The 25,424-nt window shown below is 61.9% G+C and carries 21 protein-coding genes; 9 read left to right on the plus strand and 12 right to left on the minus strand.

Annotation, left to right across the window (positions count from 1 at the left end; all coding sequences use genetic code 11):
• The first annotated feature begins 120 nt into the window (after window positions 1–120).
• The 6 genes from PQ457_RS18530 (at window position 121) to dld (ending at window position 6,145) form a co-directional block, all read left to right on the plus strand.
• Window positions 121–1,326 carry an MFS transporter gene (locus PQ457_RS18530; RefSeq protein WP_273620327.1) on the plus strand — a complete coding sequence of 402 codons (1,206 nt, stop codon included), beginning with the start codon at window positions 121–123 and terminating at the stop codon, window positions 1,324–1,326.
• A gap of 9 nt (window positions 1,327–1,335) precedes the next feature.
• Window positions 1,336–2,004, plus strand: coding sequence for a TetR/AcrR family transcriptional regulator (locus tag PQ457_RS18535; protein WP_273620328.1), 669 nt, complete (start codon window positions 1,336–1,338; stop codon window positions 2,002–2,004).
• Window positions 2,005–2,069: 65 nt separating this feature from the next.
• Complete coding sequence (locus PQ457_RS18540) at window positions 2,070–2,924, plus strand: fumarylacetoacetate hydrolase family protein (protein ID WP_273620329.1); 855 nt, start codon at window positions 2,070–2,072, stop codon at window positions 2,922–2,924.
• A gap of 5 nt (window positions 2,925–2,929) precedes the next feature.
• Window positions 2,930–3,664, plus strand: coding sequence for an SDR family oxidoreductase (locus tag PQ457_RS18545; protein ID WP_273620330.1), 735 nt, complete (start codon window positions 2,930–2,932; stop codon window positions 3,662–3,664).
• Window positions 3,661–4,440: an SDR family NAD(P)-dependent oxidoreductase gene (locus PQ457_RS18550; protein ID WP_273620331.1), complete on the plus strand. Its 780-nt coding sequence runs from the start codon at window positions 3,661–3,663 to the stop codon at window positions 4,438–4,440. The genes PQ457_RS18545 and PQ457_RS18550 overlap by 4 nt, the downstream gene beginning before the upstream one ends.
• The gene (gene dld, locus PQ457_RS18555; protein ID WP_273620332.1) at window positions 4,430–6,145 is read left to right on the plus strand and encodes a D-lactate dehydrogenase; all 1,716 of its coding nucleotides are present in this window, start codon (window positions 4,430–4,432) and stop codon (window positions 6,143–6,145) included. Before PQ457_RS18550 ends, dld begins: the two co-directional genes overlap by 11 nt.
• 9 nt (window positions 6,146–6,154) lie before the next feature.
• Here the strand turns inward: dld and PQ457_RS18560 are convergent, their stop codons facing one another.
• From PQ457_RS18560 to PQ457_RS18575, 4 genes are all read right to left on the minus strand, one after another.
• Window positions 6,155–6,760 (minus strand): TetR/AcrR family transcriptional regulator, encoded by a 606-nt coding sequence (locus PQ457_RS18560; protein WP_273620333.1) that lies wholly within the window; start codon window positions 6,758–6,760, stop codon window positions 6,155–6,157.
• 92 nt (window positions 6,761–6,852) lie between these two features.
• The gene (locus PQ457_RS18565) at window positions 6,853–7,257 is read right to left on the minus strand and encodes a C-glycoside deglycosidase beta subunit domain-containing protein (protein ID WP_273620334.1); all 405 of its coding nucleotides are present in this window, start codon (window positions 7,255–7,257) and stop codon (window positions 6,853–6,855) included.
• A 20-nt stretch (window positions 7,258–7,277) separates the two neighbouring features.
• Window positions 7,278–8,180, minus strand: coding sequence for a sugar phosphate isomerase/epimerase family protein (locus PQ457_RS18570; RefSeq protein ID WP_273620335.1), 903 nt, complete (start codon window positions 8,178–8,180; stop codon window positions 7,278–7,280).
• Between the two features lie 33 nt (window positions 8,181–8,213).
• A complete protein-coding gene (locus PQ457_RS18575; RefSeq protein WP_273620336.1) occupies window positions 8,214–9,671 on the minus strand; it encodes an MFS transporter in 1,458 nt (485 codons plus the stop codon).
• Window positions 9,672–9,982: 311 nt separating this feature from the next.
• On the opposite strand from PQ457_RS18575, the gene PQ457_RS18580 reads away from it, so the two are divergent.
• Entirely contained in the window at window positions 9,983–11,200 is a 1,218-nt protein-coding gene (locus tag PQ457_RS18580; protein ID WP_273620337.1) for a Gfo/Idh/MocA family protein, read from the plus strand.
• 33 nt (window positions 11,201–11,233) lie between these two features.
• The gene (locus PQ457_RS18585) at window positions 11,234–12,217 is read left to right on the plus strand and encodes a 3-keto-disaccharide hydrolase (protein WP_273620338.1); all 984 of its coding nucleotides are present in this window, start codon (window positions 11,234–11,236) and stop codon (window positions 12,215–12,217) included.
• Window positions 12,218–12,319: 102 nt separating this feature from the next.
• Here the strand turns inward: PQ457_RS18585 and PQ457_RS18590 are convergent, their stop codons facing one another.
• Window positions 12,320–15,748 (minus strand): glycosyl hydrolase, encoded by a 3,429-nt coding sequence (locus PQ457_RS18590; RefSeq protein WP_273620339.1) that lies wholly within the window; start codon window positions 15,746–15,748, stop codon window positions 12,320–12,322.
• An 86-nt stretch (window positions 15,749–15,834) separates the two neighbouring features.
• A complete protein-coding gene (locus PQ457_RS18595) occupies window positions 15,835–18,048 on the minus strand; it encodes a TonB-dependent receptor (protein WP_273620340.1) in 2,214 nt (737 codons plus the stop codon).
• A 132-nt stretch (window positions 18,049–18,180) separates the two neighbouring features.
• Here PQ457_RS18595 and PQ457_RS18600 point away from each other — a divergent pair, with 132 nt between their 5' ends.
• Window positions 18,181–18,390: a hypothetical protein gene (locus tag PQ457_RS18600; RefSeq protein ID WP_273620341.1), complete on the plus strand. Its 210-nt coding sequence runs from the start codon at window positions 18,181–18,183 to the stop codon at window positions 18,388–18,390.
• Here the strand turns inward: PQ457_RS18600 and PQ457_RS18605 are convergent.
• From PQ457_RS18605 to PQ457_RS18630, 6 genes are all read right to left on the minus strand, one after another.
• Window positions 18,387–18,593, minus strand: coding sequence for a hypothetical protein (locus PQ457_RS18605; protein ID WP_273620342.1), 207 nt, complete (start codon window positions 18,591–18,593; stop codon window positions 18,387–18,389). The two genes, PQ457_RS18600 and PQ457_RS18605, sit on opposite strands and share 4 nt — an antisense overlap.
• An 88-nt stretch (window positions 18,594–18,681) precedes the next feature.
• On the minus strand, window positions 18,682–19,140 hold the full coding sequence (locus PQ457_RS18610; protein WP_273620343.1) for a lytic transglycosylase domain-containing protein: 459 nt from the start codon (window positions 19,138–19,140) through the stop codon (window positions 18,682–18,684).
• A gap of 44 nt (window positions 19,141–19,184) precedes the next feature.
• Window positions 19,185–19,586, minus strand: a complete 402-nt coding sequence (locus PQ457_RS18615) for a restriction endonuclease (RefSeq protein WP_273620344.1) — start codon at window positions 19,584–19,586, stop codon at window positions 19,185–19,187.
• Window positions 19,587–19,772: 186 nt separating this feature from the next.
• Window positions 19,773–22,727, minus strand: coding sequence for a MobF family relaxase (gene mobF / locus PQ457_RS18620; RefSeq protein WP_273620345.1), 2,955 nt, complete (start codon window positions 22,725–22,727; stop codon window positions 19,773–19,775).
• The gene (locus PQ457_RS18625; protein WP_273620346.1) at window positions 22,724–24,817 is read right to left on the minus strand and encodes a type IV secretion system DNA-binding domain-containing protein; all 2,094 of its coding nucleotides are present in this window, start codon (window positions 24,815–24,817) and stop codon (window positions 22,724–22,726) included. The genes mobF and PQ457_RS18625 overlap by 4 nt, the downstream gene beginning before the upstream one ends.
• On the minus strand, window positions 24,814–25,113 hold the full coding sequence (locus PQ457_RS18630) for a CopG family transcriptional regulator (protein WP_273620347.1): 300 nt from the start codon (window positions 25,111–25,113) through the stop codon (window positions 24,814–24,816). Before PQ457_RS18630 ends, PQ457_RS18625 begins: the two co-directional genes overlap by 4 nt.
• Between the last annotated feature and the right edge of the window lie 311 nt (window positions 25,114–25,424).

The raw sequence follows: 25,424 nt of genomic DNA on the forward strand, positions 1-25,424 counted from the left end.
TTTCGCGGACGCAATCCGCCCCGGCGAACCGGGCAAAGAATCGCTTGTCAGTGCGCGTCACCATGTTCTAAACGATGTTTAGTTTAAAGTTGGCAGGGCAATGCCGCGTTGGGAGAGAAGATGAACCCGTTCAGCCGTTTCTTCGCCGGAATGACCCTGCGCCCGCAGGGACTTACTCTGATAGCCGCCGGCTTTTTGCCGGTGTTCGCCATTGTAACGATGTTTCCCATCGTGGCGGCGATGATCCGGCATTTCGACAATGATCCGGCGGCCGCCAGCAAGGTGCCCCTGATGGTAACCGCGCCGGGGCTTACCGTGGCGGTGCTTTCGCCCTTTGCCGGGCTGATTGTCGACCGGTTCGGGCGACGGCGCCTGCTGCTTGTCAGCACGTTGTTGTACGGCGCCTTGGGCAGCGCGCCGTTCCTGCTTGACGACATCGACCAGATCTTTGCGACGCGCCTGCTGCTGGGGGCCTGTGAAGCGGGCATTCTCACCATCGTCAACACACTGATCGCAGATTATTGGGACGACACAGGGCGTAAAAACTGGCTGTTTGTGCAGGGTTTTGTCGGCACATTTTTCGGCTCTGCGGCCATGCTGGCATCCGGCCTGATCGCAGGCGTGCGATGGAACGGCGGCTTCCTGATCTATCTGGTCGCCTTTCCGATCTTTGCCGCCATGCTGGCATTTATTTATGAACCCCGGCCCAAGGATCAGCGCCCCGAAGCGGCCACGCCCACCCGCACGCCTTTCCCATGGATCGAGGCCATTGCGGTGGTGCTGGTCACCTTTTCCGCATCCGCCCTCTATTACCTGTTCATCGTCAACGGAAGCATCGCGTTTGCCGAAATCGGCGTGACGGATACTGCTGAACTTAGCCGCCTAACCTATATTCCCAGCCTGTTTGTCATGCTGGGTGCGGTGATCTTCCGTATTTTTGCCAAGCGGTCCAATGCGGTGCAGTTGACGGCCTTCCTGCTCTTTCTGGGAACCGGGCTGGTCGGCGTGGGGCTGTCCAAAAGCTTGCCCGCCATGATCCTTGCTGTCACCGTTCAGCAGATCGGCGCCGGTATGGCCGTGCCCACGCTCATCGCCTGGGCCCAGACGAAGTTTACCTTTGAACACCGTGGGCGCGGCATGGGCGCGTGGACCAGCGCCTTTTTCATGGGCCAGTTTGCTTCGGCCTGGGTCGCGAATAATCTGGCGCAGGCGGCAGGCTCCATGCGAGGCGGCTTCCTGATCGCAGGAATGGTCGCCGCGGCATCTTGCGGCGCGGTCATTCTGTGGGGGCTGCTGGGGCGCGGAAAAGCCCGCTTTGCTGTTTGAGGGGGCACCATGCAGCCCATGCCGTCATTCCATGGTGATCCTAGCCTCCCGGCGGCCGCCAAGCTGCCCGAGCAGGACCGCAGCAAGGCCAGCCAAGAACGCATGCTGGCCGCCACGCGCCGGCTGATCGCCCATCATGGCAGCGACGATTTCACGCTGAAGGATGTGGCCTTGGCCGGCAAGGTTTCGGTCGGCTCGATCTACCTGCGCTATCCCTCCAAGGACAGGCTGATCCGCACCGCGCTCAGCCTCGAGCTGGACAGGATTGCCGCGGAAGAGGTGCGAATGGTCCGGAGCGTTCTGAAAAAGGCGTATAATCTTGCCGAAGCCGTCGCGCTGTATATCGAGGGCTATGGGCATCTCCTGGCCACCAATGCCCTGATCCTGCGCACCGCGATGAACCGCGCCGAACATGACACGGAACTGTCCGTCATCGGCAAGGCGCGGGCGGAACAATCGGCTGTCGCGGCCATACAGATCTTCCTTGCCTTTCCCGAAGAGATTGGCGGGCAGCGCAAGCAAGCGAAGGCGGACGTCGCCTTCCGCCTGATCTTTGCGGCACTGGCGCGGGAATTCGGACTGGGGGCGACGCGCGATTCTGCCCGTTGGATCGATTGGGCCGCATTTCGGCAAGAACTGGCGCTCGCCTGTCTGGCCTATTTACAACACGCTCCCTGAGAATTTGCGTGGAGCGTTTTTGCGATCCCGAATTAAGAAATCATGTCTGTTTTTTGGAGAACTCTATGAAACTGGTGCGTTACGGGTCTGTCGGCGCAGAAAAGCCGGGTCTGGTCGATGCGCAGGGGCAGTTGCGCGATCTTTCCGCCCATCTTACCGATATCACGCCCGACTGGCTGGCGCCCGAACGTCTGACCGCGCTGGGCGCGATCGATGTCGAGGCGCTGCCCATCGTGGAAGGCACGGCGCGTTTGGGCGTGCCGCTTTCCGGCACGCGCCAGTTCATTGCCATCGGCCTCAATTATTCCGACCATGCCGAGGAAGCCGGGATGCCCATCCCGGCCGAACCGATCATGTTCACCAAGGCCGTCTCCTGCATCCAGGGGCCCGATGACGATGTGCGCCGCCCGCGCGGATCGAAAAAGATGGACTGGGAGGTCGAACTGGGCATCGTGATCGGCACCCGCGCGGCCTATGTCGACAAGGAGCGCGCGCTGGACCATGTGGCGGGCTATGTCGTGTGCGACGACCTGTCCGAGCGCGAATATCAGCTTGAACGCCTTGGTTCGTGGGACAAGGGCAAAGGCTGCGACACGTTTGGCCCCGTCGGCCCCTGGCTGGTCACGTGCGAAGAGGTGGGCAATGTGCAGAACCTAGGCATGTGGCTCGATGTGAACGGACAGCGCATGCAGACCGGCAGCACGGGCACCATGATCTTCGACTGCGCCACCATCGTCAGCTATGTCAGCCAGTTCATGGTACTGCTGCCGGGTGATATCATCACCACAGGCACCCCGCCGGGCGTGGGCATGGGCATGAAGCCGCCGGTGTTCCTGAAGGAAGGCGATGTAATCGAATTGGGCATCGAGAAGCTGGGCACGCAGCGCCACACCGTGCGCGCATGGAACGACGGGGTCTGATGGCCATGGACGGACGGCTGCGGGGCAGGACATGTATGGTCACAGGCGGGGCGCAGGGGATAGGCCGGGCAATCGCAGAGCGTTTTGCCGCCGAAGGGGCGCGGGTAATTGCAGCGGATCTGCGCTTTGACGATGCACCTCCGTCCGGATCGGGGCTTGAATGCCTGATGCTGGACGTGACCGACGAGGCCGCCGTGGCAAAGGCGGCGGCGGCATGGGGCGACGTGGACGTTCTGGTCAATTGCGTGGGGATGGTGGCGCATGGCACGATCCTTGATGGCGCGATGGCCGATTTCGACCGCAGCATGAGCGTCAATGTGCGTTCAATGGCCTTGATGATCCGGGCCTTCCTACCCGCGATGCTGGCGCGCGGCGATGGCTCGATCATCAATGTCGCCTCGGTGGTTTCCAGCGTGATGGCGGCGCCCAACCGCTTTGCCTATGGCACCAGCAAGGCGGCGGTGATCGGCCTGACCATGTCTGTCGCGCGCGATTTCATCGACCGGGGCATCCGTTGCAACGCGATCAGCCCCGGCACCGTCGAGTCACCTTCCCTGCACCAGCGTTTCGCGGCCACGGGTGACGCGCAGGCCGCGCGCGCCGCCTTCATCGCGCGCCAACCCATGGGGCGCATGGGGCAGGCCGAGGAAATCGCCGCCACTGCCGTCCTGCTGGCCGGCGACGAAGCGCGTTTCATGACCGGCAGCAATCTGGTGATCGATGGAGGCATGAGCCTGTGACGCAACCTGTTTCAGCGCCCCTTGCCATCCTGACCGGGGGCAGCTCCGGCATCGGGCAATATCTGGTCGGCGCCCTGGCGCGAGCGGGCTACGCGGTGGCCTTCAGCTATCGCTCCTCGCCCGACGATGCCCAGGTCGCGGTGGAGGCGCTGGAGGCCGAGGGGTTGGCCGCGCTTGCTTTGCCGTGCGACGTGGGCATCAAGGCGCAGGTGGAGGTCTTTGTGGCGCAGGCGGTGGCATGGGCGGGCGCAGCGCCCACGCTGTTGGTCAACAATGCGGGCATCCAGACATGGTCGCCCCTGCTCGATCTGGACGAAGAGCGTTGGGACGATGTGATCCGCACCAATCTCAAAGGCTGCTTTCTGCATACCCAGATCGTGGGCCGTCTGATGGCCGAGGCCGGTCAGGGCGGCTCGATCATCAATATCGGTTCGGGCTGCAACAAGCTCGCCTTTCCCAATCTGGTCGATTACACCGCATCCAAGGGCGGGATCGAGCAGTTCACCAAGTCGGCGGCTTCGGAACTGGGCCGTTATGGCATCACGGTGAACTGCGTGGCCCCCGGCGCCATCGCCACAAGGCGCACGGCCGAGGAAGCGCCCGATTATGCCGCGACATGGGCGCCCATCACCCCGCTGGGCCGGGTGGGCACGCCGGAGGATCTGCTGGGCGCGGTGCTGTTCTTTGCCGGCGCCGGATCGCGCTTTGTCACCGGCCAGACCCTGTGGGTCGATGGCGGCGTCTTCACCCGCGCCGCGTGGCCCTATGCCCAGTGAGATCGACATCGTGACCAGCCAGACCCTGCTGCGCGACCTTGCCGCCATCGTCGGCAAACGCCATGTGCTAACACAGGACAGCGCAACCCGGCCCTATGCCACCGGCTATCGCTATGGAGCAGGGCCGGTGCTGGCCGTGGTGCGGCCCGCCAGCCCGCTGGAACAATTCCGTGTGTTCGCCGCCTGCGTCGCGGCCGATGTGATCGTGATCGCGCAGGCCGCCAACACGGGGCTTACCGGCGGATCAACCCCCGATGGGCTTTATGATCGCCCGGTTGTCATCATCAACACTATGCGGATCAAGGGCGTCCACCTGCTGGGCGCGGGCGAACAGGTGGTGTGCCTTGCAGGGGCCACCCTGTTTGAACTGGAACGCCTACTCAGCCCCATCGGGCGCGAGCCCCATTCGGTGATCGGTTCCTCCTGCATCGGCGCGTCAGTGATCGGGGGCGTGTGCAACAATTCGGGCGGAGCACTGATCCGGCGCGGCCCTGCCTATACCGAACTGGCGCTTTATGCCCGCGCCACGGCGGACGGGCGGGTGGATCTGGTCAACCATCTGGGCATTGATCTGGGCTCCGATGCCGAAGCGATGCTGAGTGCGGTAGCCAAGGGGTGGTTTGGCGCGGCGGCGGCCCCGGGCGTTGCCTCCACCCCCGATTATGCCGAGCGGGTGCGGGCGGTCGATGCCCCCTCGCCCGCCCGCTTCAACGCCGATGCCACGCGGCTGTTCGAGGCATCAGGCTGCGCGGGCAAGCTGATGGTGCTGGCGGTGCGGCTTGACACATTTCCCAAGGACCGGCGCACGGCCACTTTCTATATCGGCACGAATGATCCGGGGGAACTGGATGTGCTGCGGCGGCGGGCCTTGGGCGAATTGCGGCATTTGCCGGTGTCGGGCGAATATATCCACCGCGAGGCGTTCGATGTTGCGGCGCGCTATGGCAAGGATGTGTTCGTCGCCATCGAACGGTTCGGCACCGACCGTCTGCCGCTGTTCTTTGCGCTGAAGAACCGACTGGACCGGCTGGGGGCAGCGCTGCGCTGGCTGCCCGACCATTTTTCCGACCGGACGCTGCAGGCCGCGAGCAGACTGTTGCCGCAGCATCTGCCGCCGCGCATGCGTGCGTGGCGCGACCGGTTCGAACATCACCTGATCCTGAAAGTGGCCGATGAGGGGATCGAAGAGACGCGCGCCCTGCTCGCCTCCCTGTTCCCCAGCGCCGATGGCGATCTGTTCGAATGCACGCCGCTGGAGGCGAAAAAGGCGTTCCTCCACCGCTTTGCCGTGGCGGGCGCGGCCCTGCGCTATCGCGCCATCCATGCCCCGGCGGTGGGCGAGATCATCGCGCTCGACGTGGCGCTGCGCCGCAATGACCGCGACTGGCGCGAACAACTGCCCCCCGGCATCGGCGCCTGCATCGACAGGGCGCTCTATTACGGGCATTTCTTCTGCCACGTTTTCCATCAGGATTACGTGCTGAAGCCCGGCATCGACCCCGTCGCGCTGGAGCATCGCATGTGGCGCCTGCTGGACGAACGCGGCGCGCGCTATCCGGCGGAACACAATGTCGGGCATCTCTATCAGGCCGGGCCGGAACTGGCCGCCCATTATCGGACGCTGGACCCAGGCAATCGGCTGAACCCCGGCATCGGGCAAACCAGTCGCCAGCGGCACTGGGGCGATGGGGAAAGTTGTTGTTAGCGTGCCTGCTCAATCGCCGATCGTGCTGCGGGCGGCGCGTTCCAGCACCCAATCAGAAATGTCGTCAATGGTGGCCTTGCCGTTCTCGAACGGCCTGATGATGCCCTTGTTGATCATCGACACCAGACCATAAATCGACGTCCACAAGGTGATATTGCGCAGATCGGCTTCCTTGTCGCTGATATTGGGCAGGAATTGCCGGATAACCGCCACCCCCTTGGCGTGGCTGATTTCCTGATAGTGGTGCAATGCAGGATCGATCTGAGGACGGGTCAGTTCGCTCTCATACATCAGTTCGATCATATAGGGGTTTTCCAATGCGAAACGGACAAAGCGCGATGCCCCCGCCTTGATCATTTCCACCGGCGACAGCTCGGTTTCTTGAGGCTCGATGACCTGATTGAGCAACCGTTCAAAACCGTCAATCGCCACGGCCAGCAGGATCGCCCGCCGATCGGCGAAATGATGGTAGGCCGCGCCCGGCGATACGCTTGCCAACTGGGCCAGCGTGCGCATGGACAGCTCATGGTGGCCGTGCTTCTGCACGAAGTCCCGCCCCGCCTCGAACAGATCCCGTTTCAGATTTTCACGGTGATAGGGCTTCTTTTCCGCCATGACACATTCCCTGCGACAAGCCGGCTTCCTTAGCAGCAAATCGGATCAGGGCCAGCCGGAATTGGCCAGCCCCAACCCGCGCCCGCGCTCCCTCAGGGCAGCACGATGGTGGCCAAACGCTCGGCATGCACCGGCAAGGGTTGCAGATGCGGCGGGAAATAGGGCGAGCGCACCCGCGCCGCCACCTTGACATGGTGAATGCCGGGCAGCAGGCCGCCGGGCTTGGGCACAAATACGCTGGCATGTTCGCCCATCGCCCAGCGCACCGTGGTGGCATCGCGCATGGCGGCAAGGTCATACATCCGGCCGCCCACGATCAGGCTGGTGACCTCGTGGCTGAAGAATTCGCCATCGAGCGTGACATCGATACCGTCGAGCAAGGACAGACGCATGCCGCGGTAATTGGGCAGGCGCAGGCGGATTTCAACGCCGTCGCGCGCGCCTTCAGGTCCGTGATTGCGAAAACCGGTGCTTTGGATCAATTGGAATTCATACATGATCGTCATCCTGAAGGGAGTTAGGCGGGCACGGCGTCGCAGGCAGCCTCAAGCCGGCGCAGCAGCACATGCTGGCGGCGCACCTGGTCGATCGCCACCCAGGGTTCGCGCACGCCCTCATATTCGCTCGACAAATAGCCGGTGTATCCAATGCGCTTGAGCACCGGGATCACCTTTTCCCACGGGATGTTCTCGTCGTGGAGGTTATCATCGATGTGGTGGAACTTGGCCTGGATGAAGGCGATGTAGGGCGCGATGCCCACCAGTTCCTCGGGGTTCACTTTCATGCCGTTGATCAGCTTGGCATGGTCGCTGTCGCCTTCGGGCACCTCATGTACCCAGCTCTTCAGCGGCCGGTCCTGAAAGATTCCGGTGTCGATCAGCAAGGCGAAGTTCTTGGTGCCGGTGCGTTCGATGAAATCGATATAGCCATGGACGACCGGATGGTTGATCGGTGTTGGCGAATGGATTTCAGGACAGATCACGATGTCCAGCTTGTGCGCCAGATCCAGCACGCGCTCTACCGCGGGCGCCCAGATCGGGTCCGGCACCAGATCGGCGGAGATCACGCCGAATTTGGGCCGCAGAAACTTGAAGCCCAACTGATGCGCCAGCGTCAGATCGCGCACCAGCTCGGCCGCCCCCTCGTCCACCGACAGCGACTGGCCAAGGCGCAGCTTGGTGTCCACCCACGAGCACATGTTGGTCGGCTCCAGCCCGGTACGGTCCAGCAGGCCGAACCAGCGGTCCAGCCACGCCTTGTCCGGCGTGGGATAGCCCGTCACATGGGTTTCGCCCAGGATCTCGATACCCGTGGCGCCCGTGTCGGCAATATGATCAAAGCCTTCCTCGATCGACATGACGCTGCCGAAATCCTCGGTAAAGCTGTAAAGAGACACGCCGTATTTGAAGCGATCCTCCACCTGAAACTCTCCTTTTCTTCAATGGTTTGATATTCAACCCGCCTTGCGCGGGAAAATTTCCTTCGGCAGCCGCGCAGCCCAGAACAGGCACAGCGCCAACAGAGCGACCATCACGGCAAGCGCAGCGGCCTCGCCGCGTCCGTTTTCGGCGAATTGGAGATAGGCCGAACCCACCAAGGCAATGCCCAGCGCACCGCCCATTTGCTGGACAGTCTTGATGATACCACTGGCCGATCCGGCCTGCTGTCGTTCGACCCGCGCCACCGAAACCGCGCCCAAAGGCCCCGAAACCAGCCCCATGCCCACACCGGCCAGCAAGAGAACCGGAATGAGCAGCAGCGGCCGGACAGCGCCAAGAGCCATCCACCCCAGAATGCCCATGCAACCGGCGCTCATGATGAGAGCCCCCACGATCAGCACCAGGCGGCCATATTGCGGGAGAAACCGACGCACCAGAAAGGCCATGGCAAACATCACCCCGGCGCTGAAAGGCACGTGCAACACGCCGGTCTGCAAGGCAGAAAAACCCAGTTCGCGTTGCAGCGCATAGGCGAACACGAAAAGAAAGCCCGTGTTCGCCGCCGAAAAGCTCAACGAGATCAGGACGCCCAGACGAAAAGTATCGTTGGCAAACATGCCCGGCTCGATAACGGTGGCCTGTCGCTTGCGCTGACGGCGGCGTTGATGAATCAGCCCTGCCCCGGCCAAACCCAGTGCGGCCAGCCACCACACCGCCATCGCCGCATCAAAACCATGGCGCTTTTCCTGAATCATCGGAAAAAGGAAGGCGAACAAGCCCGCGCCAAACAGTGCCGTGCCGGCAATATCTATCCTGCGATCCGGGTGGCGCTCGGCACGAGGCAGCAAAACCATCCCCGCCAGCACCGCCAACAGCCCGATCGGCACATTCAGCAGGAACACCGCCCGCCATCCCAGCCCGAACAGGTTCAGCGCGATCAACACCCCGCCCAGCAAAGGCCCGACGATGGCCGACAGGCCTCCCACCACGCCAAACCACGCAATCCGCCCGATGCGCTCCACCGGATCATAGAGCAGCTGGATCATGGTCATCACCTGAGGCGCCATCATCGCGCCGGTCATGCCTTGCAGCGCGCGAGCGGCGATCAGATGATGCGGCGTTGAAGCAAGTCCGCAGAGCAGCGAGGATGCCGTAAACCCGCCCACGCCCAGCAGGAACATCCGCCGCCCGCCAAACAGATCGCCCAACCGTCCGCCCAGAATGAGCAGTACGGCAAAGCTGAGCGAATAGGCCGCGATCACCCATTGCGACTGAGCAGAATCGGCCCTGAGGTCATGTTCGATGGCCGGCAGCACCGTGTTGACGATGGTGAGGTCGATGATTTCCAGCGCCAGAGCCGTCAGCAGCGTAAAAAACGCCAGCGACTTCTGCCGCGCCGACAGTTCCGCCGCCGCCTCGCCATGGCGATGCAAGGATATCGACAGTGGGGCAGGCGCCACTGGGGTCTTCATGATGACAAACCTCAACCTTCGGGCAAATCGCGGGAGACGCCATAACCGACGCGCCCCGCAGTTCGGGCCAAGCTATGGATAGAGCGGCGCCCCTTAATCTAACCGTCGTTTAGATTAAGGGGCGGGCAATGTCAAATGCGCGCAAGCTGGGCCGGCAGGCGCAGCTTCTCCCTTGAACTACGGGGCCGAACCAGCCGCGTTTTGACGATGCGAAGGCCATCCCTCCCTCTTTGATCGCCAGACACAGTTTCGCCATTGACAGTGAAACGGATTTATTTAAACATTGTTTAGATAAATCCGGGAGAGAAATTATGGCTATCGATCCGGTCTGCATCGGCGTGATCGGTGCAGGCGACATCAGTGCGGTGTATCTGGGCGCCATCGCGCGCTCGTCGACCGTGACGCTGTGCAAGATCGCCACCCGCAACCGCGACAATGCTCTAGCCATCGCCGCGCCCTATGCCGCAACCGGGTGCAGCGTGGCGGAATTGCTGGCCGATGACGCGATCGAACTGGTCGTCAACCTGACCCCCGGCAGCGCGCATGAAGAGATCAACCGCGCCGCGATTGAGGCGGGTAAACATGTCTATTCCGAAAAGCCCTTCGCCCTGTCGCGCAGAGTGGCAGAGGAACTGGCCGAACGGGCCGAAGCGCGCGGCGTGATGATTGGATCGGCGCCCGACACGTTCTACGGCAGCGCACATCAGGCCGCGCGCCGCGCGCTGGATGGCGGCGCGATCGGCCAGCCTGTGTTCGGCACATCGCTGCTGGGCCTGCCGGGGCTGGAACATTTCCACCCCAACCCGGCCGCCTTCTATCAACCCGGTGGTGAGCCGCCCTTCGATGTCGGCCCCTACTACATTACGATGTGGCTGCATCTGCTGGGGCCCGTGCGCCGTGTGTTCGCCGCATCGGGCCGCGGGCAGGCGCAACGCACCATCCGGCGAGGCCCACTTGAGGGAACCTCCTTTGCCGTCGAGGTCGACACCACCTTCAACGCCACGCTGGAATTTGAAACCGGCTTCGTCAATCTGACCATGTCGCTCGATGTGGTGGCGCCGATCCAGCGGCCGGGCGAACTTTATGGCGCGCAGGGCATTCTCTCGCTGGCCGACCCGATCTTTTTCAGCGGCGAGCCGTCGCTGCTGCGCCCCGGCGAAGGACGCAGCCCCCTGCCCGGCCATGATCTGCCCTTTTCCCAACCCAATCGCCTGAATCACGCGGGCCAGCCCGTAGCCGATTACCGCGGCGTGGGGCTGACGGATCTGGCCCTTGCGCTGCGCCATGGTCGCCAATACCGAACCGCGCCCGACTTCATCGTCCATGCGGTCGAGGTGATGGAAGCCATCGCGCAATCGGCCCGCATCGGCCAAGCGATCACCATGCAGACCCGGTGCCGCCGCCCCGACCCAATCGATCCGGTGGCCGATGCCGATCTGATCGCGCTGACGCCTTCGCCCTTCGATCTGACCGATGGCGCACCACAGGCCAAGCCGCATCTGACCCCGCTGGACGCCGACGCGTCCTGATCGCCCCTCTTTTGATCCAACCGGAGATTCCTGATGCGCTATTGCACGCCCTTGCTGAGCAGCCTGTTGCTGACGGCCACCCTCGCCCCCGCTTATGCTCAGGAAGGTCCGCCCGACGGCTCCACTCCCGAACAAAAGGCCGCCATTGCCGACGATCCGGCCTATCAGCCGATGCATCTGACGCTGGCCAATCTGCCCAAGGGCGGAAAGGCCGTCTCGCTGTTCAATGGCCGCGATCTGGCGGGCTGGGACAGTTGGCTGGGCTATACCGTGCCCGCCACCACCTATGGCACGCCCAGCAGCAATCCCATCGGGCTCAACCATGATACCTATGGCGTCTTCAAGGTCGTGAAGGAAGACGGCGCCCCCGCGATCTATTCCAGCGGCAAGCTGTTCGGCGGCCTGATCACCAAACAGCCCTATCGCAATTACCATCTGCACCTGCAGTTCAAATGGGGTGCGGGCAACTGGATGCCCATGCCGCGCAACAATGGCGTACTTTACCATTCGCACGGCGGCTATGGCGCGTTTTTCGGCACATGGATGTCGGCGGTGGAATTTGAAATCGTGCCTCATTCGGTGGGCATGTTGCTGACCGTGGGCGATTCCAAGGGCACGCATTCCTTCACCACGGTGGACTGGCGCGTGGGGGCCAAGGTGGAGGTGGCGCATGATCCCGCCATCATCTATCCGGGCCGCCGCTATATGCCGGGGGGCAAGCTGGCGCCTGTGCAGTTCCCCGCCTATAATGTGGATGCAGGCACCGATGCCGAAAAGCCGTTGGGCCAATGGAACACGCTTGATCTCTATGTCTATGGCGACAAGTCGATCCATGTGGTGAACGGAGTGCCGGTGATGGCCGCCGCCGAACTGACCACCAAGGATGAAAAGACCGACAAGATGATTCCGCTGACGGCCGGGCGCATCCAGCTGCAATCGGAAGGCGCGGAAACCTATTTCCGCAACATCACCCTGCAACCCATCGACCATCTGCCCACGATCACGCGCAAGCCGTGATCTGAACGATCCGGTCGGCAAATAAAAACCGGCGGAGCCCAACAGGCCCCGCCGGTTTTATCTATTCATGCGGCGCTGGACTTTCCAACGCCGCCCGGTCTTTCATCGCCCCGCCTGAAGCGTGACCGGCCCGATCAGACCGGAACGACGCAAAGCCGCCGTGGGTTTGTAGGTGGGCACAGAGGTCCACGAAATCTTGTCCTTCACCGCAGGGTCAGCATCCGCGATCAGGCGGTTAACCCACAGATTCGCAATGCGGATCTCCAACCGGTTGGCTTTGCCCGGCCGGGTGAAGGCGCCCACCTCGACCGTATAGGGCGCCCGCCAGACCGAGCCTGCCGCTTTTCCGTTCACCGTCACCTCGGCAATTTCCCGCGCTTCGCCCAGATCGAGGGAAAGCGGTTGACCGGGGCGCCATCCTTTGGGCGGGGCAAAATCCGTGGAATAGGTGGCGATGCCTGAGAAATGGCGCACGCGCGGATCGGCATTCTGATCAAGCGGCGCCAGAGCTGCCATGTCGATTTGCGCGGGGGCGCCGCGTCCCGCTTCAAACCGGACGTTCCATCGGCCGTTTAATGCCGCCATCGCCCCCTTGGCGGCCGGAGCGAAGCGCCGCTCGGCGTTTTCGGCGGGGCGGCGGAACACCACATGCACCGCGTCGCCCGCCTTCAACTCCATCGGGACAATGGTTTGCCCTCCGGCAATCCGATAGGACACCTCCTCCACCGCGCCGGTTTCGGCATGCCACAGCTGCGGCGCCTTGCCCGAGACCGCGAAATGGGCCTCGAAGCGCTCGGTTTGCCCGGTGTGGTTGACCAGAAAATAGCTTTCGCCATCGGCAAGGTGACGGTGGGCAAAGGCTATGTCGGTGGCGCCCGCGGCCAGAAAATCCGGCGCAATGTCCAAATCCGCCAGCGCCTGGTCAATGTTGGTCGAGGCGATCACCCGCCCCTTGCCCACATGAACCGCCTCGCCTGTCCCGCCCGATTGGGGCCACAGTTTGCGTACCAGCGCGTCATATTCCGTCCGGTCGTCCATCAACCCCGGCGAGCTTTCCGGCGCCATCCCGATCACCGTCGCCCCGCCTTCGACCAGTTCGCCAATCCGGCGCAAGGTCGGCAATGTCATCCGGCGCGACGAGCCGCCCAGATATAGGGCACGATAGCGCGCGCCGCTGGGCGAGACCAAAGCATCCCCATTATTGGCCAGCACCGAGGCCAGCGCATCGACATTGAGGAAATCATAGGCGTAACGGCTCGGCGCGTCGGTCACGGGCCGCGTGCCGTACAGGCCCGAAAGAGGGGCTTCCTCGCCATAGAAATAGGCGACATCGGCCCAGTTGCGCCCCTGTTGCAGCATAAAGGCATTGCGCGAGAGGTAATCCACCCAGGGCTTGGCCAATTCGGCCCAGCTTTCGTTGCGGTTGAAGAATTGCCCAATCCCCGCCAGTGACAGGCCCGGCTTGCGATCCTCTACCGGCACATGCACAGAGGTGTGAACGACCGGCCGGTTGACGCCCAGCACGAATTCTTCATCGACGATATGTTTAAGATCGGAGGGTCCGAACGCCCAGGGCGCCATACCGGCCGTCATGGATTCCGCCGCAACGATGTTTTGACCATACAGATGCCCGACCGAGGCGGCCCCGCGAACATCGATCACATAGGAGGCCGCGGGGCCTTGCTTTGCCGGAAAGGCCCACATGGCCGCCATCGGATAATCGGCATAGCGGCGCATGGCCATGTCATCGCCAAAGCTCGACCGGTTGCCCTCGATCGCCTCGCCGTAGACTTTCAGGCCGTGGCGATGGGCCACATCGGCGATGGTGCCGTAATGCTCGCTGGCCATCAGGTCGGACAGGGTGCGGCGATAGTCGAAGAGGAAGCGCTCACTCTCCTCGCGCGTGCCGATCAGCGTTCCGGCCAGCGTCGGCAACCACGGCACCGGATCATAGCCGCGCAGGCGTTTGAACTGTTCGATCATGCGCGGCGTCCAGTTGGCCGCGCCGATCTCGATGGAATCGTTCAAAAGCGCCCGCACGCCCCGCGCGCCCATCATGCCCTCTCCTGCAGCATCGCGGTAATTTGCAAGGTAATGCTCAAGATAGCGGCGGACAGCATCGGCGTCATATTTGTCGACTTCCAATCCCGTGGCCTCTGCCGGAGCGGGATGGTTGGTCTTGCCCACCAGCGAGGAGCCAAAACGCAGGATTTTCCACGTGCCGTGCGGCGGGGCCCAATCGAGCGTGCCATCCGGCTTCATCCGGTCGGTCAGATCGATGGTGAGTTCTGCCGCCGGACCGGTGGCGCCGTCCTTCACCACCGGAAGCGCGTAATAGTCCGGGGCGATGGAAAAGCCCGCCTTGACCTCATAGCGATCGATCTTTGTTTCCACGCCGAAATCCAGCAATCCAATGGTGACCGGCGCGGAGATCAGGCGACCCATGCCCTTGCCGAACACATCGTCCATGGCCAGATCGCCGGCGTGCTCGTCGGGCGCCGGATTGCCGTTAGCGGCGGCATGGGCGGGCTTGATCTCCAGCCGGAAATAGCGGGCGGTGACCGGGTTGAAGGCCAGCGTGCTGGGCGTCGCTTCGAGCGGAATAGTGGCGACGTCGGCCCACATCTTGCCGTCGGCGCTCGATTGCAGGACCGGCGCCAACAGCGGGCCGATGAGGGGTATGGCTCCGCCCGGAATATGCAGTGTGACAGTGCGAACAGTGACCGGACGGCCAAAATCCAGCCTAAGTTCAGGCGCAGTCTTTGCGATCACCGGCCCAAGCCGGACGTTGACGACCAGCGCTCCCCTTTGATCTTTCGCGGCCACCAGCGCCTTGCCTTCGCCATCGGTCAATTGCGGTGCAGGCAATGGCTCAGCCAACCGGACCGGCACGGCCAAGACTTTAACATCGCGGTAGAACGCGGGTCCGGCCTTGGGCGCTTCGCCCGAAATCAGCTCCGTCACCTCGACCTGACTGCCCAGATCCTGAAAAGGCCCGGCAACCGATGGCGGCTGTTTGAGGTGAATGCTCTGGCGCCGACCGCCTTGAACAAGCGTCTCGCTCCAAACCAGTTTCTTGAGCCCATCTTCCGGCGCGACCCATGGCCCCCCGGATTCGGACCACCCGGGCGAGGAGGCAATGGCCAGTTCCAGCCCCAAACGCTCGGCCTCCGAAGCGGCAAAGCGGAAGGCGTCTTTCCATGGCGGGGTCATATAGACGAGGCGCTGCTCGACAATCTGCTGGGTATCCAGATCAATATCGAAATTCTGGACGCCGCCGATGCCCATGCGCTTCATCCACGCAAGGTCGGCCGCGATCCCTTCCTTGGTGATATTGCCGTTCATCCAATGCCACCATACCCGTGGGCGTGCCGAAGCGGGCGGGGTTCGAAACTCTTCCTCCATGCGATCAGCATCGTGAGCAGCCGGTTGCGGCGGCGCGGCGCGCCCATGGCCGCCCGCCACAAACATCGAAAACGCCGCAACGCCGCAAAGCAGGCGATACGTGGAGGATCTGGACAGTCGGGCCACGGATTTCTCCCAAGGACATGGAGACACAGAAAATGGGCCTGCCGCAGGATTTTCGGCAGGCCCAAAGACGGGGATTTCGATTTGTCTTAGAACGAGTAGTTCACACGCGCGCCAAACGTCCGGGGCGCCTGAAACTGATAGGCGTTGACGAATGGTGTGGGCGTGAAGTTGCGCTGGGCGCTGGCAAACACGGTCTTGTCGGTGAAATTTCGGACAAAAACGGCGATCTGCAACTTGCTGTTCTCGGGCTGATAGGTCAGGCTGAGATTGCCGGTAGCATAGCTCTTTTGCGCGGTATCAGCATCGTTGAACACATCGAAATAATAGGTCGAGCTGTATTTGCCGTCGATGCGGGGGGTGAGCGACCCTGACTTGCCCATGTCGAACCGGTATTCCAGCGAGGCCGAAACCGCTAGCCCCGGCGCATTGGGCAGGCGATGGCCGACCACATTGCGCGAGATGCCGTTGCCGGTGGCCGGGTCGGTGGTCAGGATCGCTTGAGTACCCGCGCCGAATTCAGTGTGCAGGTAGGTGCCGTTCAGTTCAAAACGAAGATCGCCCGCATTGAATACCGCCTGCGCCTCGGCGCCATAAATCGTGGCATTGCCCACGTTGAACACGCCGCTGCCGCTGGAAACCGCCGGGGTGGCCTGCGATGCCTGATACCCGCGATAGGTCTGATAGAATACGTCGCCGTTGAGCAGCAATTGCCCGTCCAGCAGCCGGTTCTTGGTGCCCAGTTCCCACGAGGTGATATTTTCGGCGCCATAGGGCACCGGCGGCGCGGAGCCGTTGGAATTGAAGCCGCCCGATTTATAGCCGGTCGAGAATTTGGCATAGACCATGTTGCGATTGGTCGGCGTCCAGTCGACACCCAGCAGCCAGGTCGGCTTGGACTGGGCAATCTTGCCTGCATCCGTGGCGGGATGGATCGGCGGCGTGCCCGAACAACCGATGATGCCATACAGGAACGGCGGAATACCCGCGATATCGCAGCGCAGCTGGGAATCGCCCGTTCGCTGCTTCTTGTCCCATGTATAGCGCGCGCCGGCGGTCAGGCGGATCGTTTCGGCCGGTTTGAAGCTGAATTGGCCAAAGACGGCGTCCGATTGCGTTTTCGTCAGATAATTGAAATGGACCAGATACTGACCGGCATAGGCGCCCGACAGGTTCTGGAAACCGGCCGAAAGCGGGCTGGTTTCATCAAAGTGGAAATAGCCCACCTGCGCCGACACCATGCGGTCCTGAGGCGTGGCGAGGCGAACCTCATGGTTCCATGTGGCGGGCTGCTCGCTCTGAATGAAAGTGGCAGGCGAGGAAGCCGAACCCGAGCCATCCAGCTTGTGCGCCCACTTCTGCTTATCATAGCCGCCCGCATAGGACAGAGTCGCGTCCAGCGGCAGGCCGTGCAGCGCAAATTCCCAGCGAATGCGATCACCGGTCAGGCGGTTGCTGGTCGGCGCATAGCTGGCAAAGCGCTTGGGATCGTAATTGGTCGGCACCACGGCGATGGTCGTATTAAAGGCCACATCGCCCACATTATCGATATCATCATGCTGATACTGGATCAGGCCTTCAAAATTCTCGAAAGGCTGAAACGCCAGCGTAGCGCGGCCCGAGAGCGTTGCATCATCATCGCCGCGCCCGCCGATCGAGAGCAATTCGCGATAGCCGTCATGGCGATGGGAAATCCCCGACAGCCGCAATTGCACTTTGTCGGACAAGGGCAGGTCGACCGCCGCGTCGACATTCATCTGCCGGTAATTGCCCGCCTCGATGGTGACGAAGCCGCCCAGTTGCCTGCCGGGGCGCGCGGTGATCAGGCTGACCAGGCCGCCGGTGGAATTACGGCCAAACAGCGTGCCTTGCGGTCCTTTGAGGACTTCGACGCGCTGAAGGTCATACATCGATGTGTTGATGCTGAAAGAGCGGTTGGTGAAAAACCCGTCGCGGGCAATCGGCACCGAAGGATCTCCGATTTCGGTGACGTCGGTCGAGGCGATGCCGCGCACCGCGATATAGCCTGCGCCATTGCGCGCGGTGAAATTGACGCTGGGGTCGACGCGCGAGAGATTGGCAACGCTGGTGACGCCCGCCGCGGTCAGTTCCGCGCCTCGGTAAACGGTGAGCGCGACCGGCGTCTTTTGCGCGCTGGATTCCACGCGATTGGCGGTGACGACAATGTCGGGCACGCCCTTGTCATCGCCCTTCACCTGCTTGCCCGGCGCAGTCTGCGCCAGCGCAGGCGAACAAACAGCAAGCGCCGTCGACGCCATTATAAAGTTGAAAATTTTACTCATTCCATTCCTCCCATTTTGCCGCTCATTTTCCGAGCGCGCTCCTCACAGGCCTTCGGGTACCGTATTGTTGGTCGGTCCGCATCTTATCTAAACGTCGTTTAATTATTATCTAAACACGTGTCAACTCGAAGCGTGGCAGGCCATGAAATTTTGATGGAGCTCGCCCATAAAGGCATGCCCGCCCCCTCCCAGCGAAATTCGACTGAAGCTGAAGTGTCAGGGCTTGGGGGTTTTCAGGTCGGCGCCGATCTTTTCCGGCAATTCGTCGGTGAGCGTATCGAGAGCGATAATCTTGAGCTGACGAACGCGGCCATCCTTGAGGCCCGCCGCGTTGGTGCTTAAGCCGGGATATGACGATCAAGGATTGCTCTGGAGTCCGGGCGTGCCAGCAGTTCGCTCATTAGAGTCGCGCTGGCGGACAGGGCGGTCGTCTGCTTGGCCTTGATCGGCACCTTTAACGAAGAGCCTTCGAAGCTGACCACCGTGACCAACGTAGGAGGCCGCCGCAGGGTGAGCACGCCCTTGACCGGATGAATGAAAGGCAACTCAGGCCAGTCCTAGCACGAAAGGTGCCTTTCCGGTTCGTCCTCAACCATGGTCATTATCGGCCCGCGCCGTACCGTTGCGAATCGCTCACGGCCCGAACACGACTTTTCCAAATCTACTGCTCAGATGGCCGGCCACCGACCCGACGTAATCTCGTTGTCGCCATGCGGTCGGGCTATGATAGGCGCCGACCGCCTTCCAGTAATCACCGGTCGATCGCAGGGCTGTCAGAAACACCCAGCGCGCCGCCTCGGCATTGAAACAGGGATCGAAGCGCAGCCAATGACGAACATGGGCTTCGGGGCGTCCGATCAACGTGGCGATGCGTGCTGCCCACCAGGTGTTGATCTGCATGGGACCAAGGTCATACGAGCCATTGCTGTTGGCGACCTCGGCGCCAATCCAGCCGGCCTCCTGATCGCGCAGTCCCCAGAGGGTCTTTTCGAGCCAGGGCTGGCCGAGGGATGCCTGATGGATACACGAGCCGATAAGGCGTTCTTCATCAGGGTCTTTTGCTTTCGCCTGCGCAGATGGCGGAAGGATCATCAGACTGCACATGACTGCACAAAGGGCAGGCCTAACTCTACGCATCATAACAGCCTCCCGGGTGTTTTCTCCGGCAGGACCTGATTGATCGGCGGAGCAAGCATCGGCAGCGATCCGTCGGTGAGCAGAACGAGAAGCGCCCTGCCCGCAATGATCTGCACGACGCTGCCATCGGTAATCACAGCGCGACTTTGAAGGCAGGTTCGCCCGGTGTGAATGAACAAGCCACGGCGCCCCTTGGTGCGGCACAGATTTTCGAAAGCCGCGACATGCTCTGGCTGCATCGTATCGACATAGCGCTTCGCCTGAATGAGCCAGATGCTACCGTCGATCACCACCTCCCCATCAACCCCTCCGTCGCCGGTAGAACGATGGTTTCGGGTCACCTTGTGACCGCACCGTTCGAAGCTCTCCATCAAGAGTTCCTCAAAGGCGAGAGTATCCATGGCTCTTAACCGGGCATACCGAAATTGCGGCGGCTGGAGCCGATCAGTTCCCCGCAACTGCCCGGCGATCACCCTCGCCTGCCGCCGCCGCCAGCGATGGTACACCACCCCCTTGAAGCGACGGAACGCGAAAGTCAGCAGAACAAGTAAGAGTGCTGAAATTCCAAAAAAAATGGAATCATATCCTTATCGTTCGGGACCTCGGGTGGGTTCGGGTTGAGGAACCGGTGCCGTCGTGGACCGGGATAGCTCCGCAGCCGTTGTATCGCGACCCACACGTGCACGATCAAGGATGCCTTCAAGAAAGCGGTCAAGCACCTGCACGACTCTGCGCGCGCCTTCGGCCAGATGTTCACCCCCACTACGTGGCGGGCGCTCACGGCGCTCGAGGTGCCGTGCCAGTGCGCGGTCGCGCCGCTCTACCCGCATGCGCTCCTGCTCGGCCTTCAAATGCGCCAGATGCGTTCCTTGGCGGCGCGAAAAGGCATCAATGCGATCAGCCTTCATTCGCCCCAGCCCTTCCGATGAAGATGTCTTCTCGCCCGACTGGCGCTCGAGTTTACTGACCAGCGCCTCGACGTTGCTGGTCCAAAGCCTTGCCCCGAACTGGGCTCGGGTAATGGCCGTGTAAAAATTCTGCGCGTTGACCAGAGGCGATTCAACTGGTGCCAATACGAAGACACGGGGATAGGTCTTGGACTGCGCTGAATACACGGTTTCGGCATAACCGTGGTCCCAAGTCTTGTGCTCGGACAAGTCCACCTGCTGGACGCGGCTATCCCGATCCCAGCGAATGGTCGCCAGCGCCCCTTCCAGTCTTTCCACCGTTCCCCGCTCGGCATTGCGAAGATCGAGCTCACGATTGACGAGGCGCCACTGGATACGATCGCCTGCCGCCAGATCGCGATTTTCAGGGTTGAACACATTGATGTGTCGCGCTCTGGCGGTCTGCGGATCCCAGCGTATCGTGCGGCCATTCTCGTCCACCAGACGCACAATCTGACGGCCATTGGTCTCCCGTCCCAATCCCACCACGCGGTAGTCGGCATGCCGGGCGACACCCAGACCCGCAATCTCGCGATCAAAGCGGAGCACCTGACCTGCCCGATAGAAGCGAGCCATATGCTTCTCGATATCGGTCATTCCCGCCGGCGCGAGGATGGAAAGCCGGCTGTCCTCGGCGGCCAGTCCGCTCTCGTTTTTGAGCGCCTCACGGATCTTGCTGTTGACGATCAGCCGCGTTGCATTGTCGAGGACGAGGATATTGGTGGCGGTTCGCGAATCCGGTTTGAGCCTGATCCAGGCATTGACGACCTGCTCGGCCATCTTTTCGTTGTCAGTAACGGTGCTGACACTGTCGAGCTTGGCCAAGGCCTCGGCAAAGTTCCCCGCCCGTGCCTGGGTAACAGCCGCTTTGATCGATTTGGTTTCCTGCCGCACCGCTTCGGTCAATTCAACCGTCGGCAGCCCCAAACGGCGCATCAGCCAGAAGGGTTTGCCCTGCTCGATCGCGCCCGTCTGTTTCTCATCACCCAAGAGGAGCAGTCGCGCGCCCGTGGTCCGGCTGATGTCCAGTAACCGCCGGGCCTGACGGTTCCCCAATTGTCCTGCCTCATCGAGCACCAGAACATGACGGTCGGTGATTCCCTGCCCGCCACGCGCGACAAAGCTCGCAACGGTATGAGACTGGATATTTGCCTTCGCGCCCAGTTCGGCGGCGGCCGATGATGTGGGGGCCAAAGCGATCAGAGTGGTCCCCGGTTCCGCGGCCTCCCCCAGCACTCTCACCAGCGTCGATTTGCCGGAACCGGCAACCCCGTGAATGGCGGTGATGCGATCCCGCGTCAGCGCCGTCTCGATAAGGGCGCGTTGCTGCTGCCCGTTAAGATTGGTTCCTTCAAGGACTGCCAGCAAGCGATCACTCGATGCAATCGGGCGGGCATCATCAAGCCCGAGCGCAATATGCTGGGTGAGCGCCAGTTCCTGCCGCCAGGATTGGCGAGAGGTACGCCCGCGGGTCAAGATCTTGTCGCCGGTCTGCTCATGGGTAGGCAGCAGCTTGCGCATCACCTCATGTTCTTCGACCCGGGAACGAATATCTTCCAGCCGGACTTCACCAACATGGGCGGCAAGACCGGTCCGCAGAATATCGCCCAGATTGTTGACCGCCTCGGTGATTTCCAATTGCCGCAGGCCGAACAGAGCCGCCCGAGACGCCTCCCGCTGCGTGGGTGGCAAATGCTTTCCCTCGCGCTCCTGGCTCGATACGGCAATAGCTCGAAGCGCTTCGAGACGATCCCCCGCCCGCTGATGCCATTGGGCGGTAAGTTCCTCCTCGCCAACCTTCGCCTTGGCCTTACGGGTGGCATAGAAGGAAGCGCGCTGTGCCTTCTGGCCCACCAGACCATGGTCGCGCGCATGCTCCTCGATCGCTTCCGCGCGCCGCGAGAATTGCTGGATCAGGTCGCCGGGCACACCGCGTATCTCGAACAATCCGGAGCGGGGATCGGTGTCGATTTCATAACCCTGCTCTCGCAGGCCGAACGCCAGAGCATTGCGATAGATCTGGCCCGCGACGCGCTGTTCGCCATACATAACCCGGCTTTCGAGGCTTGCCATGCGCTCCCCGCTTTCATGGTTGGTCATGTTGAGGAGCACGAGATGGGTATGGAGATGAGGGTCGAGTTCGCGGCTGCCATGCTCGGTGAAACGCGCGACCAGAATGCGCCCCGTCGTTTCGTAGAGGACCTTGCCTTCCTCCCGCCTTCGCAGTTGGGCCTGCTCTTCGAGATAGGAAATGGCCGCCGTGACCGCCCCCTCATGAGCCTCAAGCACACGGCTATCGCCAGCCACCAGCGCCATGATCGACACCGATTTGGGAGCGTTGACCGCGAAGTCCCAGCCGGGATGATGGTGGATGGTTCCATCAGAGCGATGACGCCCCAACTGCTGGTCATCAACCTTACCGGCCAGAAGTGTCCGCAGTACCTTGGCATCGACCGGACCAGACAGGCCAAGGTCGACGGCAAGCTTGCCGCCCCATTCCGAAGGCTCATTACCGCCCTTGGTGTAATAGTCTCCGACCGTATAGTAGCGGGCAATGTTGGCCGGTTGCCCATGAAGGCGCTGAGGCTGGATCATGCTGGCCTCGCCGGTTCACGCGGTCCATCATCGCGGCCATGCTGGACAAGATCGGACTGTATCTGCCCCTGCTTGCCGGCGAGGATCGACCAGAGGACCCGCGCCGGCACCGGAAGTTCGGCACCCTCTTCGTTGAGCAATATGTCCTCCACCCGTTGGGGATCGACCTCAGCCGACAGAGGCTGAAACAGGTCCGACTGGGGTGGCGGTGGCGCGGGCTCTTTTGGGGGCTTCGGTGGTTTCCGGGTGGGCTTATCGGCAACGATAACGTCAGGAACCGACATCTGCGTCGCCTCTCTTTCCATCGCCTCGCGCACGCGCGCTTCGGCATGAGCCATGCGCACAAGCGTTCTGGCTTTGTCGATCTGGAAGGCTGGCTCGGTGCGTTCGGCGAAAGCTTCTCCCAGCGAGGGAATATCATTGAAGCGGCTGTTGAAACGAACCACGGGGAGGTTGCGGCCAAAGCGCAGGAAGCCGACCAGATTGGGCAGGTTGGTGACCTCGGTCGGCATGACGAGGGGCCGCGTCACCTGCATACGCGACAGGTTGACGCCATCGCGCATGTCATTGACGCCATAGGACATGCCTTCATTGGCCTCCACCTGTTCCACTTGCCCCAGATTTTCCGAAACATGTTTGGCCGTGGCCGTATCATTGGCCCGCAGCGCCACCCAGGTTGAGCAATAGCCGGTAATCGCAGCAGCATCCTGAATGCCATAGGTTGCCTCGAGCTGCGGATAGGACTGGAAACCCAGGATGCCGCATCCGCCATATTTGCGGGCGCGGGCAAGAAAGTCCGAAAGCGAAGGCAGTTTCTGCAACGTGGGCAGTTCGTCGATCACACAATAAAGGCGCCGATCGCGATCGGGCGTAAGGCTCATGATCGCGCTGATGGCGATATCGAGCCAGACCGTGATCAGGGGCCGCAGAGACGGAAGCTGGTCCGCTTTCACGGTGATGAAAAGCCAGCTTCCCTCATCGCCCTTCTCCACCCACTCGCGGATCGAGAAGCCATCCTCAGTATCGTCAAGGTAGCTGAAGCTGCGCATCACCGAGGCAAGTTCGGCCTGGATACCCGCCGAGGTGCGCTCCCCCTCGGTGCTGATGAAGGCGGCCGCATCCGTCCCCGTCACAAACGCGGCCAGATCCTTGAGTTTGGAACGCAGCAGTCGGTCGAGCAAAACCGATACATAGGTGTGCTTCTGGCGGGCGAGCTTGCGCATCACCGCGACCAGCGTACCTCGGGCCGCCTTCGCCCAGAACGGATCGCCATGCTTGTCGGGGATCGTCGATTCAGCGATCTGATCGTAATGATAGTCGCGCGGCACATCGACCCAGGGCGACCAATGGGCGGTGCGCCGGTCAAGCGGATTAAGCAGCATGTCCTGCCCCTGCCGATAGAATTTTTCGACGAAGGTGCCGGCGGTATCATAGACAATGGCCCGACGGCCCGATTTGCGGATGCCATCCAGCATACCCACGATCAGGTTGGTCTTGCCCGTTCCGGGGGCACCGCAAAGCAGGATATGTTCGGGCTCGAACGCTTCCGGAACCGGGACCGAGCCGATGATGAGCGGTCCCTTCTTCTGGCTCCAAAGCGCGCGCCGAACCTGTCGGATCGTGCCGAAGCGGGCGCCGCGCAGATATTCGTTGGAGCCCAGCCCCCTGCCCGTCCGGGTAAAATAGAACCATGCCCAGCCTAGCATGGCCAGCGCAAAGAGGCCTGAGATCGCCGTCCCATGGAGCAGATAGATCTCGAAATTATGGAGGGTCTTCTTCGCCAGACTGGAGGCGACCAGCCAATCGGCTGAGGTCCAGTAGACTCGTCCATCGGGCGTATGGAACTGCACGGGATCATTGGTGCCCTCCGCTGCATCGACCTTGATCCAGGCTTCGGCCAGCTTGACCAGAACGAAACGTTCATAGGCGCTGGACTTCTCAAGCGCGTACAAGATGGTGCCGATGATCCAGATCACCAGCCCCGCCAGAAGCGTCTGATAGAAGACCTGGGTTGTCATCCGAACATTGTGAACGATGGCCTGCCCTCCCCGTGTCCAGGAGCCGAGCGTGTCGTTGCGAAAGATGCTCATTGACCATCCTCCCCGCCCAGCAGACCGCGCTCGGCCAGGATGGTGCGGGCCTGTGCCATGCCTTGTTCGAGGCCTTTGGGGGACTGCTGACCAACCGATGTCGCGAGGATGGAAAGGATCTGGATCGAGGTGGCGAGGATTTCGTCCTGCGACGTGAAAACGTATCGCCGACGCTCATCGACTGCCTGTTCCAGCAACTGCCGAACCAGACCCGACAAAGAAAGATTGGCTCCGCGAGCACGGCGCATCAAGGCTGCGTGCAGCGGACCATCAAGACGGAAATTGATCTTGGGCACGGGGGAAGGCCTCCACATTGGGAGACCTTCGCAGGAGTCATGAAGCGCTACGGAAGATATAGGCGAGCAGTCTGCTTTTCAAGACAAGCTTGCCAGTATGTAGCTCGCGTCCCGGTCCACGCGGACTTCCGGCAAGAGGGTTCTTGCTGGAGAACCCCCTCCCGCACTTATCCGATGGCAATGGCGGCGATGGTACAGGTACGACACGAAAAATGATTTCCTTACAGCTGGTTGATCGCCTCCGACCAAACGCTTGTGTGCGCCGTACAACGCGGCACGGAAAATCCGTCCTACGCGGCGGACAGCTTCAA

Source organism: Novosphingobium humi (assembly GCF_028607105.1).
Lineage (GTDB): Bacteria > Pseudomonadota > Alphaproteobacteria > Sphingomonadales > Sphingomonadaceae > Novosphingobium > Novosphingobium humi.

Coding starts and splice junctions, on each gene's coding strand:
- PQ457_RS18530 (WP_273620327.1), top strand. CDS start 121: ATGAACCCGTTCAGCCGTTTCTTCGCCGGAATGACCCTGCGCCCGCAG.
- PQ457_RS18535 (WP_273620328.1), top strand. CDS start 1,336: ATGCAGCCCATGCCGTCATTCCATGGTGATCCTAGCCTCCCGGCGGCC.
- PQ457_RS18540 (WP_273620329.1), top strand. CDS start 2,070: ATGAAACTGGTGCGTTACGGGTCTGTCGGCGCAGAAAAGCCGGGTCTG.
- PQ457_RS18545 (WP_273620330.1), top strand. CDS start 2,930: ATGGACGGACGGCTGCGGGGCAGGACATGTATGGTCACAGGCGGGGCG.
- dld (WP_273620332.1), top strand. CDS start 4,430: ATGCCCAGTGAGATCGACATCGTGACCAGCCAGACCCTGCTGCGCGAC.
- PQ457_RS18560 (WP_273620333.1), bottom strand. CDS start 6,760: ATGGCGGAAAAGAAGCCCTATCACCGTGAAAATCTGAAACGGGATCTG.
- PQ457_RS18565 (WP_273620334.1), bottom strand. CDS start 7,257: ATGTATGAATTCCAATTGATCCAAAGCACCGGTTTTCGCAATCACGGA.
- PQ457_RS18575 (WP_273620336.1), bottom strand. CDS start 9,671: ATGAAGACCCCAGTGGCGCCTGCCCCACTGTCGATATCCTTGCATCGC.
- PQ457_RS18580 (WP_273620337.1), top strand. CDS start 9,983: ATGGCTATCGATCCGGTCTGCATCGGCGTGATCGGTGCAGGCGACATC.
- PQ457_RS18585 (WP_273620338.1), top strand. CDS start 11,234: ATGCGCTATTGCACGCCCTTGCTGAGCAGCCTGTTGCTGACGGCCACC.
- PQ457_RS18595 (WP_273620340.1), bottom strand. CDS start 18,048: ATGAGTAAAATTTTCAACTTTATAATGGCGTCGACGGCGCTTGCTGTT.
- PQ457_RS18610 (WP_273620343.1), bottom strand. CDS start 19,140: ATGATCCTTCCGCCATCTGCGCAGGCGAAAGCAAAAGACCCTGATGAA.
- PQ457_RS18615 (WP_273620344.1), bottom strand. CDS start 19,586: ATGGATACTCTCGCCTTTGAGGAACTCTTGATGGAGAGCTTCGAACGG.
- mobF (WP_273620345.1), bottom strand. CDS start 22,727: ATGATCCAGCCTCAGCGCCTTCATGGGCAACCGGCCAACATTGCCCGC.
- PQ457_RS18625 (WP_273620346.1), bottom strand. CDS start 24,817: ATGAGCATCTTTCGCAACGACACGCTCGGCTCCTGGACACGGGGAGGG.